At 62.5% G+C, this 16377-nt stretch carries 15 protein-coding genes; 5 read left to right on the top strand and 10 right to left on the bottom strand.

The annotated features are described in order from the left end of the window. Positions 1 to 3 precede the first annotated feature (3 nt). The 7 genes from ACYG97_RS00335 to ACYG97_RS00365 all read right to left on the bottom strand — a co-directional run bounded on the left by ACYG97_RS00335 (position 4) and on the right by ACYG97_RS00365 (position 7099). Complete coding sequence (locus tag ACYG97_RS00335) at positions 4 to 825, bottom strand: sugar phosphate isomerase/epimerase family protein (protein ID WP_023732216.1); 822 nt, start codon at positions 823 to 825, stop codon at positions 4 to 6. Between the two features lie 38 nt (positions 826 to 863). Next, positions 864 to 1706 (bottom strand): carbohydrate ABC transporter permease, encoded by an 843-nt coding sequence (locus ACYG97_RS00340; protein WP_023686993.1) that lies wholly within the window; start codon positions 1704 to 1706, stop codon positions 864 to 866. A gap of 4 nt (positions 1707 to 1710) precedes the next feature. After that, positions 1711 to 2607 (bottom strand): carbohydrate ABC transporter permease, encoded by an 897-nt coding sequence (locus ACYG97_RS00345; RefSeq protein ID WP_023726309.1) that lies wholly within the window; start codon positions 2605 to 2607, stop codon positions 1711 to 1713. Positions 2608 to 2746: 139 nt separating this feature from the next. Then, positions 2747 to 3994 carry an ABC transporter substrate-binding protein gene (locus ACYG97_RS00350; protein ID WP_023729221.1) on the bottom strand — a complete coding sequence of 416 codons (1248 nt, stop codon included), beginning with the start codon at positions 3992 to 3994 and terminating at the stop codon, positions 2747 to 2749. A 115-nt stretch (positions 3995 to 4109) separates the two neighbouring features. Continuing rightward, a complete protein-coding gene (locus tag ACYG97_RS00355; RefSeq protein ID WP_023686996.1) occupies positions 4110 to 5255 on the bottom strand; it encodes an ABC transporter ATP-binding protein in 1146 nt (381 codons plus the stop codon). A gap of 89 nt (positions 5256 to 5344) precedes the next feature. Beyond that, entirely contained in the window at positions 5345 to 6295 is a 951-nt protein-coding gene (locus ACYG97_RS00360; RefSeq protein ID WP_023732215.1) for a PfkB family carbohydrate kinase, read from the bottom strand. Between the two features lie 3 nt (positions 6296 to 6298). Next, on the bottom strand, positions 6299 to 7099 hold the full coding sequence (locus ACYG97_RS00365) for a beta/alpha barrel domain-containing protein (protein ID WP_023692211.1): 801 nt from the start codon (positions 7097 to 7099) through the stop codon (positions 6299 to 6301). 162 nt (positions 7100 to 7261) lie between these two features. Here ACYG97_RS00365 and ACYG97_RS00370 point away from each other — a divergent pair, with 162 nt between their 5' ends. From ACYG97_RS00370 to ACYG97_RS00380, 3 genes are all read left to right on the top strand, one after another. Beyond that, entirely contained in the window at positions 7262 to 8023 is a 762-nt protein-coding gene (locus tag ACYG97_RS00370; RefSeq protein WP_023682641.1) for a DeoR/GlpR family DNA-binding transcription regulator, read from the top strand. A gap of 255 nt (positions 8024 to 8278) precedes the next feature. Continuing rightward, entirely contained in the window at positions 8279 to 9427 is a 1149-nt protein-coding gene (locus tag ACYG97_RS00375) for a Gfo/Idh/MocA family protein (protein ID WP_023732214.1), read from the top strand. Between the two features lie 14 nt (positions 9428 to 9441). Further along, positions 9442 to 10422, top strand: coding sequence for an alpha/beta hydrolase (locus ACYG97_RS00380; protein ID WP_023732213.1), 981 nt, complete (start codon positions 9442 to 9444; stop codon positions 10420 to 10422). On the opposite strand, the gene ACYG97_RS00385 is transcribed toward ACYG97_RS00380, so the two are convergent. After that, complete coding sequence (locus ACYG97_RS00385) at positions 10410 to 11474, bottom strand: LacI family DNA-binding transcriptional regulator (RefSeq protein WP_031200553.1); 1065 nt, start codon at positions 11472 to 11474, stop codon at positions 10410 to 10412. The two genes, ACYG97_RS00380 and ACYG97_RS00385, sit on opposite strands and share 13 nt — an antisense overlap. A gap of 226 nt (positions 11475 to 11700) precedes the next feature. Here ACYG97_RS00385 and ACYG97_RS00390 point away from each other — a divergent pair, with 226 nt between their 5' ends. Beyond that, a complete protein-coding gene (locus ACYG97_RS00390; protein ID WP_023724280.1) occupies positions 11701 to 13086 on the top strand; it encodes an FAD-binding oxidoreductase in 1386 nt (461 codons plus the stop codon). Between the two features lie 13 nt (positions 13087 to 13099). Here ACYG97_RS00390 and ACYG97_RS00395 read toward each other — a convergent pair whose 3' ends face one another. Then, entirely contained in the window at positions 13100 to 13744 is a 645-nt protein-coding gene (locus tag ACYG97_RS00395) for a YjbE family putative metal transport protein (protein WP_023732212.1), read from the bottom strand. Positions 13745 to 14001: 257 nt separating this feature from the next. On the opposite strand from ACYG97_RS00395, the gene ACYG97_RS00400 reads away from it, so the two are divergent. Beyond that, positions 14002 to 14649, top strand: a complete 648-nt coding sequence (locus tag ACYG97_RS00400; protein WP_023732211.1) for a ThuA domain-containing protein — start codon at positions 14002 to 14004, stop codon at positions 14647 to 14649. Between the two features lie 199 nt (positions 14650 to 14848). Here the strand turns inward: ACYG97_RS00400 and ACYG97_RS00405 are convergent, their stop codons facing one another. After that, positions 14849 to 16375, bottom strand: coding sequence for an HlyD family type I secretion periplasmic adaptor subunit (locus ACYG97_RS00405; protein ID WP_023732210.1), 1527 nt, complete (start codon positions 16373 to 16375; stop codon positions 14849 to 14851). Between the last annotated feature and the right edge of the window lie 2 nt (positions 16376 to 16377).

The raw sequence follows: 16377 nt of genomic DNA on the forward strand, positions 1-16377 counted from the left end.
GTCTCAGGCTCCGTAGCCGCGCATTGTCTGGCGGTTGGTTTTGACGGCGCCGGCAGGGTCGGCGGCAGCCGTTTCGGATTCTTCCTCCAGCACCAGCCAGCCGTTGAAATTGGGTGCAGCACCAGCGATCTCGATCACCTTCGCCGTGTCACAGACGCCCTTGCCGAGCATCGCCCAGGTTCCATTCGCGTCGACATCCTTCAGATGCAAATAGCGGATGCGGTCGCGATAAGTGGTGAGCGTATCCGCCATGTCCTGGCCACCGCGCAAGATGTGGCCGGTGTCGGGCACCCAGCCCACCAGCGAGGCGTCGAGCAGCCCGAAGATGCGGTCGTAGTCGGCGCGGTCGAACAGCAGCGTGTTGTGATGCGAGCTTGGATGCACCGCGACCTGGACGCCAGCCTCGCGCCCGAGCTCGCCGGCTTTGTTGTAGACCTCGGCGGCGATGGCAAACTTGCCGTCGCGCGGCCCGTCGGAAACGATCGTGGCCGAGCCCATCGACACCAGCGCGCCGGGAAAGGCGGCGGCGAAGTCGATCCAGCGTTTGGCGGTCTCGAGGTCGGCGCCGATCTCATCCCTGAGCGTGAAACCGCTCTTCGAGCCGAAGGCGAAGGAGACGAGCGTCAGTCCGGATGATTTCAGCGCGGCCGCGAACTCCGCCGGCTTGCCGGCATAGCGGCCGATCATCGTGTCGGTGATCTCGATGCCGGCATAGCCGCCATCGGCGATCGCCTTGAGCAGATCGTCCGGGCCGCCGGCAAAACGGTCGCCGAGCATTTCCCAGGTAAAGGTCTGGCAGCCGACTTTCAGGTCTTTCACGGTCATCCTTTCATTCCTTGATCCACCTCCGTTGGAGGGACATCCTACTTGACCGACCCTGCGGTCATGCCGGCGAGGAAGAACCTCTGGGCAACCAGGTAGATGACCAGGAGCGGCAGCGAGCCGAGCACGCTCATCGCCATCATCTGGTTCCATTCGAATGCGTGTTGCCCCATCAACAACTGGATGCCGATCGGGACGGTGCGCATGGACGTCGACTTCGTCAGTGTCAGCGCAAAGAGAAATTCGTTCCAGCACAACAGGAAGGTGTAGACCGACGTCGCCACGATACCAGGCAGTGAAATCGGGACGATCACCCTCCACAGTGCGGTCCAACTGGTGCCGCCGTCGACAGCCACCGCTTCATCGAGGTCGCGGGGCAAGGTGTTCAGATATCCCGTCATCAGCAGGATCGCATAGGGCAGCGTAAACACCAGATAGGTCAGGATCAGCGCGACATAGGTGTCGAAGATGCCATACGAGACGACAAGCCCGAAGAAGGGGATCAAAAGCGTGATCGGCGGGATCGTCTGCGTGCTGATGATGAGAGTGTTGAGGCTGCCCTTGCCGCGGAAATTGAAACGGCTGAACCCATAGGCCGCCAGCAAGGCGATCAGCACCGTCAGCACGGTCACCGCTCCGGCCACGAAGTAGCTGTTGAAGAAGAAGCGCAGCTTTACCGGGTCGCCCAGGATGGCCGCATACGCTTCCAGCGTGAAGGCCTTCGGCAGGACGGTTGGTGGCAGGGCAAAGATTTCGGTGTTCGACTTGAACGAGCTGCTCAGCATCCAGTAGATCGGGAAGGCCGCGAAAAAGAGCCCTGCGGCAAGCGCGACATGGAGCGCGGCGGTGATCAGCCTGTCTTTCGGCGTGTGCATTTTCCTCATGTGACTACCGAGCCTTTTGATAGCGGATGTAGAACAGCGTCAGGCCGAGAGAGATCAGCAGGATGACCACGGCGCTCGCCGAGGCCTGCGACAGGTTGTAGCTCGAAAACGCCAGCTTGTACGTGTAGGTGCTGAGGACCTCGGTCGAGTAGATCGGACCGCCACCCGTCGTTATCCAGATCAATGGAAAGACCTGCATGGTCCAGATGAAGTCGAGCAGCGAGATGCTGATGATGATCGGCATCAGCTGCGGAATGGTGATGAAGATCAACTTCTGGTAGGCCTTCGCGCCGTCGATATCGGCGGCCTCGTAGAAATCCTCGGGAATGCCCTGCAAGCCTGCGAGCAGGCTGACCATGAAAAGCGGGTAGCCCGCCCAGATATTGGCGAAGGTGACGGCGTGCAGCGCGGTCGCGGGCGAGGAAAACCACTCGACCTTGGAACCGATGATGCCCATCTGCATGAGAACACTGTTCACGACACCATTCGGCTCAAGCAGAAGGCGCCAGATCACCGCGATAATTACCGCGGTGAACAGCCAGGGCAGTATGTACAGCACGCGCAGAATGTTGCGCAGCGTCGGATTGATGCGGTCGCTGTTCAGCATGAGTGCGAAGAGCATGCCGATGGTCATATGGAAGACGACACTCATGCAGGTGAAGTAGAGCGTGTGCCACAGCGAGGCCCAGAACACCGGATCGGCAAAGATCGCCTGGTAGTGTTTCAGTCCGGCAAAGGACGGGTCGCGACGCAGCACCGCGCTGTTCTGGAACGAATAGCCAATCACCGTCACCATCGGCAGCAGCATCAGAAGGCCGATTATGAGGAGCGATGGTGACAGATAGAGATAGGGTGCGACCGCTCGTTTCAGTCGATGGTGGGAGCGCTTCTGCCCGGTCATGTGCGACCCCTGGGATGTGCCTTCAGGAGGAAGGTGCGCTTCAAAAACAGGTCCATCTCAAATTGCGATCCGTTGTTGACGGGGGGCCTGGCCGAGGCCGGGCCACCCGGTGGAAGATAGCAAACGGGCAATGGGCCGCTCAGAATTTCGCCATCCAGCCCTTTTGAGCGTTGGTTGCGGCTTGTTCCGGAGACTGCTCGCCGGCAAGCATCTTCTGAGCCTCCACGTCGAACTGGGTCATCAGGTCTTCAGCCACCGGCAGGCCCGTGAACTCGTTGGCGAGATAGCCGGTCTTGAAGATTTCGAAAGCCTTGGCGAAAGCCTTGTCCGAGGTCACGAAATCGGGCTTGGCGTTGACGTTCCCCGGGAAGGCGTTTGCAAGCGACACAAGCTTGGCATTCACCTTTTCACTCATCAGATATTGGACGAGCTTCCAGGCTTCATCCTGATGTTTCGAGGCGGCAGAGATGCCGATGCCCCAGGAGGCATAGGGAAGGCCGCGCTTGCCGTTGTAGTCCGCCACGACTGGGACCGGGATGAGGTCGAAGTTCAGCTTGGGATTGCGTTTGCGGATGAGATTCACATGCGCGAGCGAGTCGATCATCATTCCGACCCGATCGTTGACGAATTCCTCGACCTTTTCCTGCTCGGTCTTGGTGGCAATGCCGGGCGAGATGACGCCGGCGTCGTTCAGCGATTTGACGAAGGTGAGCATATCGACGACCGGCTTGCCCTCGAGAGCCGGCTTGCCTTCAACCATCATCGATTGACCCGAGGCCCAGACCCACGACATCAGGTCGTTCTGGACACCGGACGGCGTTTGCAGCGACAGCGGCAGCACCCAGCCATACTGGTTCTTGTCGGCATGGGTCATCTTCTTGGCGGCTTCGAGAAACTCCGCGCGGGTCGACGGCAGCTTGGTCACGCCTGCCTGGGCGGCGAGGTCCAGATTGACGAAGACCGGATAGACGAACGAAGCCACGGGAAACATCACCGCCTTGCCGTCCACCTTGATGATATCCGCGACCTGGGTCTTGTCGAACCCGCTCGCATCCATCATCGGGTTCATGTCGGCCAGCGCACCCTGCGCGTTCAGATTGTTCACCCAGGCGCCGTCGAGACCGACGACGTCGCTGAGCGTTCCGGTTGCGGCGCCGACCGAGATCTGGTCTCGCGTGGTCGCATAGGGACCGCTGACCAGCGTCACCTTGATGCCGGGGTTTGCAGCCTCGAAGTCGTTCATGATTGCCCTGAGCGATCCCGCCGGCAATTCGGGCTCCCACCATTGGGTGAATTCCAGCGTCGTGTCCGCCATGGCGCCGGTTGCACCAAGCAACCATGCGGCCGCGGCTATTTTCAGCATCGCGGGTCGTATCCGAAACATCATTTTCTCCTCCTTCTTCAAGATCGGCCGCACAATGCGGACGGTCGTCTGTTCATTCAGAAGCCTTCTTGTATCTTCCGCAGGCACCTCGCTCCCGCCCGCGGTCTTCCGCAGATCTTCAGATCGCCAGATGCGTTTCGGGATCGAAGAAATGGAACTTGGCATCATCCACGGCCAACCGGATTTCCGAGCCGGAGCGGACGGCGCTGATCGGCTCGAACCTCGCCACCGCGTTCGATGCCAGGCCGAAATCGTCCACCGCATCCGGATCGCCGGAGTCCACCCGGACCGCGTCGATGTTCATGTGGACGATCTGTTCGGAGCCGAGTTCCTCGATCGAGGTCACCCTGGCCGGTATCGTCTGATACTTGCGACCGGATTCAAGGCTGCTGTCATAAAGATCCTCCGGTCTGATCCCGAACACGACCTTGCGCCCCGCATACGACCTCAAGGCCGGCCTGCGCACGAAGGCTGCATCCTGCAGCCGGACGGCGAAGTCGCGAAAAGCGAGCTCGCCGCCCTTCAGGGTCGCCTCGAAAAGGTTCATCGAAGGAGAGCCGATGAAGCCGGCAACGAAGGCGTTAACCGGCGATTCATAGAGCCTCTTGGGTGTGTCGACCTGCTGCAGCACACCGCCTTTCAGCACCGCGACCCTGTCGCCCATCGTCATCGCTTCGATCTGATCGTGGGTCACGTAAATGGTCGTGACGCCGAGCTGCTTTTGCAGGCTGGTGATTTCGGCGCGCATTTGCACACGCAGTTTCGCATCCAGATTGGAAAGCGGCTCGTCCATGAGAAAGGCGGCCGGCTCGCGCACCATGGCGCGGCCCATGGCAACCCGTTGACGCTGCCCGCCTGACAGGTTCGCGGGTTTGCTGTCCAGCAAAGACGTCAGCTGAAGAGTTTTGGCGATCTCGTCCACGCGCTTCTTGCGCTCGGCCTTCGGCTTGCCTGCCAGCCGCATCGAAAAGGCGATGTTTTCGGATACCGTCATATGCGGGTAGAGCGCGTAGCTCTGGAACACCATCGCGATGTCGCGGTCCTTGGGCGGCATGTCGACGACGTCGACCCCGCCGATCCGAAGGCTGCCGCTGGTGATGTCTTCCAACCCCGCGATCATTCGCAACGCCGTGGATTTGCCGCAGCCGGAAGGCCCGACGAGGATCAAGAACTCGCCGTCCTTGACCGACAGGTTCAACTGGTCGATTGCGCGAAAACTGTTCCCGTAGGTTTTGCAGATCTTCTCAAGAATGACTTCTGCCATATTCCTCCCTCCACAAGTATAAGCCCTGATTTTTATGATTCTCCTGGGCTTGTGTTCGCCTGCGAAATGTTTCGTCGGATCGTTTCAGGTCATGCTCCAGCATCCACATGCGCATTTTTCAGGTCGACTGCTGACGGCGCGTTCGCCGATGCCAGGAGTTGCGTGACCTGGTCCTCGGTCGGAAGCGCCTCGCGCCCGCCACGCCCCGTTATCGAAACGGCCGCCGCCGCGGCCGCGAATGCCACCCGGCCCGCGGTGTCGGCTCCGCGCGTCAACGCATGGGCATAGGCGCCATGAAAGCAGTCACCCGCGCCTGTGGAGTCGACGACCGCAACCCGGTGCGGGGGCAGGTGCCAGAGACCTGTCTCTTCACGGCCGCGATAGTACACACCCCTGCCTCCATCGGTCAGAACCACGGCGGATCGCGATGGCAACCACAAGGCATCGAGCATCTCGGCAGGCGATCGGCGCCCCGTGGCAGTCCGTGCAAAGCTAAGTGGAACAATGAGATGGTCGCAGAGCGCGATCAGCCGCTCCGTGGCGGGGCCGCTGCTCCATTCGATATCGCCGAGGATCGCAAGGCCGAGATCGCGAGCCCGAGCCACGACATCCAGCGACCCGGTCGCATAGCTATCTACGATCAGGACGGTTGCGCGGCTGAGGATATCGTCCGGAAAGTCCGGAGCGGTGCCCAGCATCGCGTCGTCGTCATACGCGATGAACCTTTCCCCGTCCGAGCCGACGGTGATCCGCGAGTGCACCGGGCGCGCGTCGGGATGGCGCGGCGCGAATGCGGTTTCAATACCGCTCGCCACGAGATCGAGCTGCACCGCGTTGTCCGAGGCACTGGCCAGCCATCCGACGAACCCGGCGGTTCCGCCGAGCCGCGCGACGGCGGCCAGCGCCGTCGCGACATTTCCCCCGAAGGCGCGGGTACTTTGCAGAACCTTACCCTTGCCCGCCGACAATGGCTGATCGACGTAGACGATGTCGTCGATCGCAATAGCGCCGAAGCCGAGGATCGAGGGGATGGTGGGCATCGTTCAGGCACCCGCCTTCGCCAGGGCGTCTTGCGCCGAAAGGCCGTCATGGATGACGCCGCGAAAGGCAAGCGCTGCCTTCTCCGGATCGCCGTGCCCCCAGAGATTGCGGCCGACCACGGCGCCGCGCGCGCCGGCACGGATGGCGTCCGCCGTCTGCTGAAGCGCGCCGAGCAGCGTATCGGTCTTTGGACCGCCCGCGATGACAACCGGCACCGGGCAGGTCCGGACGGTCTCCCGGAACGACTCGAAATCGCCGGTGTAGCCGATCTTGATCACGTCGACGCCGGACTCGTAACCGATGCGCGCCGCATAGGCGATCTCGTCGGGGGTGAAGACGATCTTTGCTCCGTCGGTGAAATCGCGAGGGTAGATATGCGCCACCACAGGCATGCCGTAGCGGGCCGCCGCATTCACCGAATCGGTCAGCCAGCGTATGTATTTGCCCTCCGTCGCGCCGCGCACCGGAATGGCCACGGCCAACGCATCGGCGCCCGCGCGCACCGCATCCTCGGGCGTTGCGATCAGTTCGCTGATGCGATCGTCCGCGGTGAAACAGCCCGCCTGAATTACCAGGGAAGCTTTGCCCGCATATTGCGGCCACAGATGGCGCGCAGTGCCAGGCTGGATGCTGACATAGTCGGGTTTGCCCGCCATGACGCGTGCGAGCGCACCCGGCAGGTCGGCAAGGCCGCCTTTGCGCACGTCGCCATAGCCGACGAAGTGGTCGACCGCGCCGCCAAAAAGGTTCCCCGATGGATGCGAGAAGAGGCGCGCGAGGCGCACCTTGGTTCCTAGGCTCATGAGTCCAAAATTCCCTGATCGGTTGGTTTAAAAATGCTCGATCCAGTGTTTCCGAAAGAAAAAAGAAAAACAATCTTTCGAAAGCTTTCGAATCTGCATATTTCCGGTAAGGTGAGCCGAGGCCGGCGCGATTGCTCGGCGCAGGCAGGCAAGGGCAGGGCAATGTTGTCGGAGCAGAGACGCCAATCGATCCTGGGCGAGGTGCAACGCAGCGGACAGGTTCGCATCAAGGACCTGTCGGACGGGTTTGGCGTGTCGGAGGTCACGGTGCGCTCCGACCTCGAAATACTGGACCGCAAGGGACTGCTGACCAAGACCCGTGGAGGGGCGGTGACCCGGACCACCGATTCGACGACGGCCGCGTTCGCGCGGCGGATGCAAACGAACCTCGACGCAAAGAAGCGCATCGCCCGGGCGGCGCTGGACCTGTTCGAGGACAACCAGTCGGTCATCTTCGACGGCGGCTCGACATTGATGCAGCTTGCCATGCAGTTACCGCCGCTCAGCAATGTCGTGGTCGCGGCCACGGCCATGAATATCGTGCAGCATCTTATGCATCGTCCCGGGCTCGACGTTCATATGATCGGCGGCCGGGTCTATCCCGACACGGTGAGCACGCTGATCACCGATGCCGATACGGCTCTCGGCGGCCTGGTAGCGCATCAGGTATTTGTTGGAGCGCATGCGATAGACTCGTCACTGGATGTGGTCGACGTGAACGAAGACATGGCGCGAACGAAGCGGAACCTCGTTCGCATGGCCCGGCGCGTTGTCTTGCTCGCCGATTCGAGCAAATGGGGCGTCAGCGGGACGTCCAAGGCATTTTCGCTGTCGGCCGTCGATGTGGTGATCACCGACGATGGCCTGCCCGGTCCAATACGCGGTGAGCTTGATAGGGTCGGGGCCAAGGTGATCTATGCCTGAAGCCGTCCCGGTCTCTGATGCGCGACGGAAGACGCGCATGACCCACGGGCTTCGCAGCGGCCGTCGGCCGTTTTTCATGCCGGTCATGTTCTCCTCCTCGCGCTGGCGGCCTCCCAATGCGCGCCAGAATTCTCATAAGCTCTATAAAAATTTTACGCGCGTCAACATTTAAAATCCTGTATAGCGGATTGCGGGGGGGCGTGGGAACTGCAACGGTTCGTGCAGCATGCCCTTGGCTTCGGAGGAAAGCTGGAAATGCACGGAAAGTCAGAGACAAAGCTCGGCATCGGTGTCATCGGCTGCGGCAACATCTCGATGACCTATCTGCGCAATGCAGCGCTCTTCGGTGGTGTCGAGCTACGCGCCTGCGCCGACATTTCCGCTGACATGGCCGAGCTGCGCGCCAGCGAGTACGGCATCCGAGCGATTGGCGTCGACACGCTGCTCGCCGACCCCGACATCGACCTCGTGCTGAACCTGACCATCCCGGCGGCGCATTTCGACATTTCGTTGTCAGCGCTCTCGGCGGGCAAGCATGTCTTCACCGAAAAGCCGCTGGCAACCTCCGCCGCCGACGGCCGCCGCCTTGTCGCCGAGGCCGCGAAGCGCGGCCTGCTGATCGGCTCGGCGCCGGACACATTCCTGGGTGCAGCCGGCCGCCGCGCGCGCCGGCTGATGGATGACGGCGCGATCGGCAAGCCGGTGACCGGCACCGCCTTCATGATGGGACGGGGCATGGAGCACTGGCATCCCAATCCGCAATTCTATTATCAGCCCGGCGGCGGTCCGGTGTTCGACATGGGTCCCTACTACCTGACCATGCTGGTCAACCTGCTCGGACCGGTCGAGCGCGTCATGGCGATGGCGACGCACGGCCAGGAGGAGAGGCTGATCACGGCCGACGGGCCGTTCAAGAACACGACATTCAAGGTCGGCACGCCGACCAACATAGTGTCGCTGCTCGAATTCCGTTCCGGCGCCACCGTCACCTTCGGCGCCTCCTGGGACGTGTTCAAACACTCCAACCATCCGATCGAACTGCACGGCACCGAAGGCTCGCTCAGGCTGCCCGACCCCGACACGTTCGGCGGCACCGTTTCGCTGTCGGAGCGTGGCGCCGACTGGGCCGATTTCGCCAGCGAGAGCGAACTCTATGGCGACCGCAACTGGCCCTATTCCGCGCCCGACCGCGCCAATTACCGCATGCTCGGCGTCGCCGATCTGGCGCGCGCGCTGGCCGCGGGCAGAAAGCCGCGCGCCTCCGGTGAGCTGGCGCTGCATGTGCTTGAGATCATGGAGGCGATCCTGGCTTCGGGCGAAAGCCGTGGCTCGGTTGCCGTCAACGGCACGGTCGACCAGCCGCCGCTGCTTGGCGAAGACGAAGCCGCAACCCTGCTTGCCTGACGGGAGATTCGTCCGTGACATCGCCACCGTCCCCGTCGACACTCGATCCGGAGGCCCGGCATGTGCTCGAGCTCGGCAGCCAGGCCGGCGCGCCGCCGTTCGAAACGGGAACGCCTGATCAGGCGCGCCGTGCCTACAATGAAGGCTTCCCGACCCTGCAAGGCGAGCGCGAGCTGGTCGCGTCGATCAGCGAGCGCATCATTGCAGGACCCGGCGGTCCGCTGAGGCTCAGGATCTATCGCGGGCAGGGCGCGCCTTCGGCAGGCGCTCCGGCGCTGCTCTATCTCCATGGCGGCGGCTGGGTGATCGGCAATCTCGACTCGCATGACGAGATCTGCCGCTGGTTCGCCAACGAGGCAGTCGCTGTCGTCGTTTCCGTCGACTACCGGCTGGCGCCGGAACACAAGTTCCCGGCGGCAATAGAGGATTGCCGAGCGGCACTTGCTTACATGCAAAGCGCCGCGGACGAGCTCGGCATCGAGGCTGCCCGCATTGCGGTTGCCGGCGACAGCGCCGGCGGCAATCTCGCTACGGTGCTCGGCCTGCTCACGCGGGGGGACAAAAATCCGCCGGCAGCGCAGCTGCTGTTTTATCCCAACACCGATGCCGGGCAGACGACGGACAGCTATCGCCGCTTCGCCATAGGCTTTGGCCTGACCGCCTCGACCATGGCCTGGTTCCGCGACCATTATATCCGCAATGCCGCCGACATCGGCGACTGGCGTACCTCACCGCTGAAGGCGGAAAGCCTCGCCGGTGCGCCGCCCACCTTCATCGCCATCGCCGGTCACGACATCCTCGCCGACGAAGGCGAGGCCTATGCCAGGCGTCTGCAGCAGGCCGGCGTGCCGGTCGTGCTGGAACACTGGCCCGGTCAGATCCACGGCTTCGTCTCGATGGGCCGTCACGGCCCGGCAGCGAGACAGGCGGTTGCCGCCGCCATTGCCGCGTGGCGAAGCTTCGATCCTGCCTTTGGAAAGGCTCAAGCGGACTGACGCATCACCAGGGCGGCGTCGAGGCTGACCTTCGGCGCGACGTTTGCCCTATCCTCGTTGAGCAAAGCGAGCAGTGTCTCGACGCTGCGCCCCGCCATGGCGGCAAAATCCTGCGCGATGGTGGTCAGTGCGGGGCAGGTGTAGCGGCTCAGCGGATGGTCGTCATGGGCGGCGATACGCAGGTCGCAATCGGCCTTGCGGCCGATCTTCAGCCCTTTCGCGAAGGCTGCCGCCATCACGCCGAAGGCCAGGCGGTCATTCGCACACAGTATGGTCTTGCCGGGCAGACCCCCGGTCTTGCCGGGCAGACCTCTGGTCTTGCCCGGCAGGCCGCTGGCCCCGAGCATCTGTTCCATCTGCTCGTAGCCGATGCGCTCGAAATCCCATGTGTAGTCTCGGGTGTCGCCGATAACCACCGGCTCCTGGCCAAGCTGACGCATCGCGGCGACGTAACTGTTCAGGCGCTCCGGCGAATTGTGATTGACATGCGGGATGTCGAAATAGATCGGGGCGTCGCCGGAGCGGCAGAGATAGTCGACGATGGTCGAGACGCTCTGGGCATTGTTGTTGCCGACAAAGGGCGTGCCGCCTTCAAGATAGGTGTCGAAATAGACGACCGGCATTGTCTGGGTCAGCTTCTCCAGCGTGCGCCGGTCCGAACGCAAGCCGAGCGGCGCGATCAGCGCGCCCGAAACTTTCAGCGACAGGATGGTACGTGTCGCCTCCATTTCGAGCTCGGTTGAGCCATGCGAGGAGATGACGATCGGCCAGTAGCCCTCGTCGCGCAGCCTGAGCTCGATGCGGCTGACCATTTCGGAATAGAAGGGATCGGTGACCGTCGGTACGACAATGCCGATGGCGCGGGTGCGCTTGCGGTTGAGGTTGCGGGCAAACAGATTGGGCTGGTAGTCGGACGACCGCAACGCCTCTTCGATGCGCTTGCGCGTTGCCGGCTTGACGCTGGTCGGATCGTCGAAATATTTCGACAGCGTCGGCCTGGAGACGCCGCAGGAGCGGGCGAAATCCTCCATCGTCTTGTGCGTCATTGGCATTCAATCCTCGTCTGGCACGCGCCAGAACCTCGGTCATCCCTTGACGCTGCCCACGGTCCTGCAGCCGGCGCGTCCGCCACGCAACGGCAGACGAAATTTACAGGAAACGTCAGTGGGTTCAACGCGCAATGACAGATTATACCGTGCGTAAATTTGTTCAATTGACGCGAAAATTGTCGCGCATCAAAGTCTCGGTCACAAAGAGCGCTGAAACAGTCCAGGCACCATGACACAACAGATCGATCGGCTTCTTTCCCAGCTTTATCGTCGGCTCGATGCCGCCGCGGTTGTGATCGGCGATGCTATCGATCCGCGCTACAGCGACGACCTCTCCGGCAAGGGCGGCGGCCAGCCCGAACTGGTCTTGCGTCCGCGCAACGCCGCCGACGTCGCCGAAATCCTGCGCCTATGCAGTGGTATCGGCCAGAAGCTGGTCGTCCATGGCGGCCGCACCGGGCTAGCCGGCGGCGCGCGCGTGCAGCCGGGCGAAGCGGTGCTGTCGCTGGAGCGCATGACCGCGGTCGAAGCGCCCGACCGCGCCGCGGCAACCATCATCGCGGAAGCCGGCGCGCCGCTGCAAATGGTGCAGGAAGCGGCCGATGCGTCCGGCCTGATGTTCGGCGTCGATATCGGCGCGCGCGGCACGGCGACGGTCGGCGGCAACATCGCCACCAATGCTGGCGGCATTCGCGTGCTGCGCTACGGCATGTACCGCGCCCAGGTGCTGGGGCTGGAGGCCGTGCTTGCCGACGGCTCGATCCTGACTTCGTTGCGTGGCCTGGCCAAGGACAATTCGGGATACGATCTCAACCAGCTTTTCATTGGCAGCGAAGGCACGCTGGGCGTGGTTACTCGCGCCTGCCTGCGGCTGCATCCCAAGCCCGCCACCGAGGTTGCCGCCTTTTGCGCCCTTGGCTCGCTGGAGGCGGCGATTGCGTTGCTGGGGTTGCTCAAGCAGCGGCTCGGGCCCTTGCTTTCGGCCTATGAGGTAAACTTCTCGCCGCTCTACGGCGCCATGATTGCCGGCATGGCGGCGCCGGCGCCGCTGCCTGCCGGCGCGCCGGTTTATGTTTTGGCCGAGATCCAGGGCAACCAGGCCGAGCTGGACGGCGAGCGTTTCGCTTCGGTGCTGATGCAGGCGGTCGAGGACGGCATCGTCGACGACGTGGTCGTCTCGCAGTCGCCGCGCGAATTCCGTGCGCTATGGGATGTGCGCGAAGAGGCCAACCGCTTCCTGTTTGCGATCGAGGGCATGATCGGCGTCGACATCAGCATCCCGTTGGCGACCATGGCGGGTTTCCTGCGCAACGCCGAAGCCGCGATCCACGCCGTCGACAGCCGCGCCGAGATCTACGTCTTCGGCCATCTCGGCGACGGCAATCTGCACTATCAGGTCGACACCACGGAACCGGCGGCCGCCTATGAGATCATCTATCGCGGCGTGGCGGCATGCGGTGGCGCCGTCTCGGCCGAGCACGGCATCGGCCTCGACAAGAAGAAATGGCTGAACCTCGTGCGCAGCGACGCCGAACTATCAGCCATGCGCCGGCTGAAGGTGGCGTTCGATCCGCACAACATTCTCAACCCAGGGCGGATTTTCGATATCATTTGATCGCCAGGAGGATCTAGCTTGCAACTGGCGAGAGCAGCGCGTGGAAGTCGACCGTTCTGATCTGCTCGACGCCGTTCAGAGTCATATTTCCCGCGACATAGACGATGATTGCCAGACCGAGCCAGCCGATCCAGCGATACCTGGCAAGCAGCGCCGCCACCAGCGTCGAGGCGACCGCCATCAGAACCACCGACAGGATGAGACCGAACACCAGCGCATTCATGTCGTGGGCGGCGGCGCCCGCCACGGCCAGCACATTGTCCAGCGACATCGAGACATCGGCGACGACGATCTGCAGGATCGCGGTGCGCAGCGCCTTGGCCGGCCGCGCCGTCGCAAGTGCTGCGGCTTCAGTGTCGACGTCCTCGCCGTCGCCGGCCGAGCGCAACTCCTGGAACATGTTCCAGCACACCCAGAACAAAAGCATGCCGCCGACCAGCATGATCCCAGGAATTTCCAGCAGCTGCACCGCGATCACCGCAAAGACGATGCGGATCACCGCCGCCGCGGCAATGCCGGCGATGATCGCCTTCTGCCGCAACGCCTTGGCGAGGCCTGCGGCCGCCATGCCGATCACCACGACATTGTCGCCCGACAGCACAAGGTTGATGGTGATGACTTCCAGATAGGCGGCGACAGTCGTCTGGTCGAAACTCATAGAGCGGTCTCCCCGGAAGGCTCCGGCTGGTTGCGGCGGATCGGACCGATGTCTGCGCAAACGCGAAGACAGCTGATTTGAGTGCAGCCCGGCATTGAAACAAGACGCCAGCGCGGCCAATCGGTCCTCATCCACGGAATTCATCGCCGGGTCGTGATTTCCGACCAGAAATGCCCGTCCCAGAATGCCCATCATGGAAGGGAAGACAAAAGCGTTCCGCTTGCCTATCAATATTGCCGACCAAAGGAGAGACGAGCATGAGCAAGACGGCACTGATTTTCTGGGGCGGATGGGAGGGTCACACGCCGGCCCGCAGCGCCGCTGTCGTCAGCGAGATATTGACGGGGCATGGCTTCGAAGTGCGGATAGAAGAGGGCACATCGGCGCTCGCCGATCCGCAGCTCCCGGCCATCGATCTGATCGTGCCGGTGATCACCATGTCGACGATCGATAAACTGGAGCTGCAAAACCTCACCGCCGCCGTCAGCGGCGGGACCGGCCTTGCCGGCTTCCATGGCACCATGGGCGACAGTTTTCGCAACGAACCGGCCTATCAGTTCATGACCGGCGGCCAATGGGTCGCGCACCCCGGCGACATCATCGACTACCGTGTCGACATCATCAGCGACGATCCGATCGTCAGGGGTATCGAGGGTTTCGCCTACCATTCCGAGCAGTATTACATGCATGTCGACCCGAGCAACGAGGTGCTGGCGACGACGACGTTCAGCGGTGAGCATCTCGACTTCATCGACGGCGTCGTCATGCCCGTGGTCTGGAAGCGCCGCTACGGCAAGGGCCGCGTCTTCTTCAGCGCGCTCGGCCACACCGCGGATGAGTTTTCCGTCCCGCAAATGCGCACCATCTTCGAGCGTGGGGTGCTGTGGGCCAGCCGATCGGCCTGATCCCGGGCTTGGCGTCAAGCTGAGCGCAGTGGGACGGATTGCTTATAGCGATCTTCCAGTTCCGCGAAGCGGCGCTCCCGACACTGCTGGGGGCGCGCTGGCGAAGGAATCGCCAATGCCATGACACTCGAGCCGTATCGTTCGACGGGCGGCTTTTCGGAGGATTGGATGGCGTCGGGATACGGGAAAGTAGAAGACTCTAATTCTCTCTGAATCCTCGATTGAGCGAGTCGCGAACCGGCGCCAGCATATAGTCGAGCAGTGTGTGCTCGCCAGTCAGGATCATCACTTCGGCAGGCATGCCGGGCGACAATTTTACGTCATGGAGGTTTGCGAGGTCAGCCATATCGACTTTGATCTTGGCGAGAAAATAGGGTTCTCCGGTCCTCTCGTCCGTCAGCCGGTCGGCCGATACCGAGGTGAGCAACCCGTGGATTTGGGGAAGATGCCGTGTTGGATAGGCTGACAGCACAACGCGTGCCGGCATGTCCGGATGCACCATGTCGATGTCCCGCGGCTTGATCCGTGAATCGATGACCAGGTTGGACTCATTCGGAACGATATCGAGGAGGGGCTGGCCGCTGGAAATCACGCCAGATTCAGTTGTGACACGCACGTTCATCACTGTTCCCGCGATCGGCGCGACAATGTCAGTCCTGGCCAGCACATCCTGACGCGAGGGTAACAGGCTCCGCAATTCGGCCAGATCGCCGCGCACCTTGCCAAGATCCTCGTTCGCTTTCTCACCATCCTGTTGCCGCAAATTGAGAAGCTGCAGCTCGGTCTCGCCGATCTGCTGTTCGTTGCGCGCGACCTGCGACCGGTTCGACGCCTGGCTCGCTCGGATGTCGGCCTGGGCACGCTGCAGCGCAAGGATCCGCGGCAGGCGCTCCAATCCCTTTTTGTACATTTCCTGTGCCGAAGCGATCTCGCGGTCGATCAGCCCCAGTTGCTCCTCCTCGGCTGCGATCACTTCCCTGGACCCGGTGATTTGCTCCTCTATCTGCCGTATCCGCTTGTTGAGGATCTGCTCGCGCCCCTCGCGAGTGGCAAGGCGGCTGCGAAGCAGTTCCTGCTCTTCAGCGGCCACTTTCTGCCCGGCCTGGTTGTCAGCCGATGTCAGTTCCTTGGGAAAAATGATCTGATCTTCTCCGGCAAGCTCCGCACCCAAGCGCGCTTCGACCGCCAGCAAGCGAATGTAGCGCTCATGCAGCTCGTCGTAGCGGCCCTGTGCATCGGTCGTCTTCATGCTTATCAGAACCTGGCCCGCTGTGACCTTGTCGCCATCCCGCACGTGGATCATCCCGATGATGCCGCCCTCCAGATGCTGAACGGTCTTCCGGTAGCCGTCCGGGCTGACGATGCCGGGGGCCACGATGGCGCTGGCCAGGAGGGCCACGTCTGACCAGAGGGCGATGCCGCCGACAAAGAACAGCGCGGAGAAATAGCCGAGTATACGCGCTGGACGCGTCCGGCGATTCAGGTCGCGCTTGCTATCGCGATATGCAGACGAACGCCGCCGGACAAGCCCGACAAGCACGAGCACGAACAGCGCGGTGGCAGTTGCAGCCAGCGCGGCGCGCGCCGGCACGTCCAGGCTGTCGAAACGGTTCGAAGCCGCCGCAGCTAGATCTCCAGCAGCGACAACTAACCTGTCCAGCACGTCACGCAGGCTGGCCATCAGCATGTCCATCATCTTCGACAGGTCGCTAAATCGGTCGCTCATGG

The sequence above is a fragment of the Mesorhizobium sp. W067 genome, from assembly GCF_054719525.1.